At 43.7% G+C, this 316-nt stretch carries 1 protein-coding gene; it reads right to left on the bottom strand.

Annotated features, from left to right (window positions below; translation table 11 throughout):
* The coding region (locus tag JZY04_RS21165; protein WP_220577476.1) for a patatin-like phospholipase family protein at positions 1-316 on the bottom strand (316 nt) is incomplete at both ends.

Genomic DNA, 316 nt, shown 5'->3' with positions numbered 1-316 from the left:
CTACGGAATCGTGATATCCCACTGTCAGTTCCGTAAAAAGATTGGCCAGATTTTGTCCTTTTATGATGCCACCTGAAACTGCATCTTTGGGACTTTTGGTAAACGGAAACGAAAAAACATATTTTTCTGACTTTTCACGTTCATTGAGTGACATGGCGCTACGTTTCACCCGGTCGCTCAGTAAGAACATCCAGTCCTGTTTGCGCACCATGCTGTCCAATTGCTGAGGAGTATATCCGATAGAGTATAATCCGCCGATAATGGATCCCATACTGGTACCTACTATATAATCGATCGGAATGCCGGCTTCTTCTAT

It is taken from the genome of Bacteroides sp. 11BF (assembly GCF_019633765.1).
In the GTDB taxonomy this organism is placed as follows: Bacteria; Bacteroidota; Bacteroidia; order Bacteroidales; family Bacteroidaceae; genus Bacteroides; species Bacteroides hominis.
Note: the sequence above shows the minus strand (reverse complement) of the source record. Positions and strands in the feature narration are given on the sequence as shown.